The following is a 1,880-nucleotide window of genomic DNA, read 5'->3' as shown; positions in this document are numbered from 1 at the left end:
CCGCCGCGATCATCCCCGGCGCTGCCAGCGGGAAGGTGATCTTCCGGGCGATCGTCAGGCGCCCGGCACCCATGCTGGCCGCCGCGTCCTCCAGCCGTTCGTCGATGCCGCGCAGGGTCGCGATCAGGATCAGCACCGCGATGGGTGAGGCGAGCACGGTGTGGCCGAGGGCGATGGCGATCGGGCTGCCGAGCATCGCGGCCGGTTCGAAGAGGAGGAACAACCCCAGTGCGGTGACGATCTGCGGGATGAGCAGGGGTCCGAGGACCAGGGCGAAGACCGCCGAGCGCAGGGGGAGTTCGCTGCGGACCAGAGCCGTCGCCGCCGTGACGCCGATGATGAGGGAGAAGACGGTGCTCAGGGCGGCGACCAGCGCGGACAGGGAGAGGGCGGCGGGCCATTTGCTGCCGTCAGCGAACAGGGCCTTGTACCAGTTCAGTGTCCAGGCTTCGGGTGGGAAGGAGGCGAAGGCGTTGTTGCTGAAGGAGGTGACGAGGATGACGAGGATCGGCAGGGCCAGGAACAGCAGGATCACGGTGGCGACCGCCGTGAGGGCGATGCGGCCGGTGAGGGTCTTGCGCAGCTCCATCATGATCCGTTCCTCCTCCTACGGCTGGCGCCCAGGGAGCTGACGACCTTCACCAGGAGCAGTCCGGCCAGGGTGAGGACCAGCAGGATGACGCCCTGTGCCGCGGCGCCGTTCCACTGGTTCTCCTTGGTGACCTGCTGGTTGATGAGGGTGGCGATCATCGTCTGGTTCGGGCCGCCCATCAGCGCCGGGGTGATGTAGTAGCCCAGCGAGAGGATGAAGCTGAGCAGCCCGGCACTGGCCAAGCCGGGGGCGACCAGGGGCAGGTAGACGCGGCGGAAGATGGTCACCCGGCCCGCGCCCATGCTGGCCGCTGCCGCGAGCAGGCGGCGGTCCACGCCGCGCATCACCCCGTACAGCAGCAGCACGGTGTAGGGGAGCATCATCGACGTGGTGCCGATGACCACACCGACCTCGTTGTAAAGCAGTTGGTATGGCCCGCCTGGGAGCCACTCGTTCACGAGCCCCTTGTCGCCGAGCATGATGATCCAGCCGTAGGTGCGCACCAGCGCGGAGACGAAGTGCGGGACGACCACGACCAGCATCGCCAGGCCCGCCCACACCGGCTTGAGCCGGGAGATCGCCTGAGCGAGGACGAACCCGAACACCAGGCTCAGCACGGCCGTTTCGGCGGAGATCCGCAGCGTGGTGAACAGGACGGAGAGGTTCACGCCGGTGAGGGCGTCGGCGTACCAGTGCAGCGTGAACGATCCGTCCGCGTCCTTCAGGCTGAGCAGCAGCGTGGAGAAGATCGGGTAGACGAACAGCACCAGCAGATACACGACGACCGGGAGCGCGTAGAGGATCCCGACGCGGGTCTTGCGTGAGGCGAGGAGTTTGCGCGGGCGGGCGGGTGCCCCCGCGGTGAGGGTGGCGGCCATGACTCACCCGCCCTGTTCGTCGGCGAAGAGGTTGACGTCCTCGGCATCGGCGGTGATGCCGACCCGCTCGCCCGCCACCGGGCCGCGTCCGGCCGGTACTTCCAGGCGCAGCAGCGGTCCCTGACCGCCGTCGACGCGCACATCAGCGCGAACCAGCGTGCCCACGTAGGTGGCCATCTCCACCGTGCCGGTACAGAACCCCTCGCCGGTGGCCGAGGCCCGCAGCCGTCCGGGCTGTACGGCGACCTTCACCTGCGTGCCGGCAGCCAGCTGGTGACGGCGCGCCTTGACCAGCCCACCGGATTGGGTGAGACGGACCAGGGTGTGCTCGCCGTCCTGCTTCTCCACCCGGCCGGGCAGGAAGTTGGCCGCGCCGAGGAAGTCCGCGACGAACGGCGTCCTGGGCCGTT

Annotated in this window: 3 protein-coding genes; all 3 read right to left on the bottom strand. The window is 68.9% G+C overall.

Annotated features, from left to right (window positions below; genetic code table 11):
• The coding region (locus tag SMA5143A_RS40680; RefSeq protein WP_107467828.1) for an ABC transporter permease at positions 1-592 on the bottom strand (592 nt) is incomplete at its 3' end.
• Complete coding sequence (locus SMA5143A_RS40675) at positions 589-1,470, bottom strand: ABC transporter permease (RefSeq protein WP_107467827.1); 882 nt, start codon at positions 1,468-1,470, stop codon at positions 589-591. The genes SMA5143A_RS40680 and SMA5143A_RS40675, both read right to left, overlap by 4 nt.
• 3 nt (positions 1,471-1,473) lie before the next feature.
• On the bottom strand, positions 1,474-1,880 hold a 407-nt coding region (locus SMA5143A_RS40670), incomplete at its 5' end, for a TOBE domain-containing protein (protein ID WP_146194045.1).

It is taken from the genome of Streptomyces sp. MA5143a (genome assembly GCF_900290235.1).
In the GTDB taxonomy this organism is placed as follows: Bacteria; Actinomycetota; Actinomycetes; order Streptomycetales; family Streptomycetaceae; genus Streptomyces.
This window is presented reverse-complemented; position numbering and strand designations above follow the sequence as displayed.

Excerpts from the sequence above, each read along its gene's own strand:
- SMA5143A_RS40675 (WP_107467827.1), bottom strand. The coding sequence starts at position 1,470 with ATGGCCGCCACCCTCACCGCGGGGGCACCCGCCCGCCCGCGCAAACTC.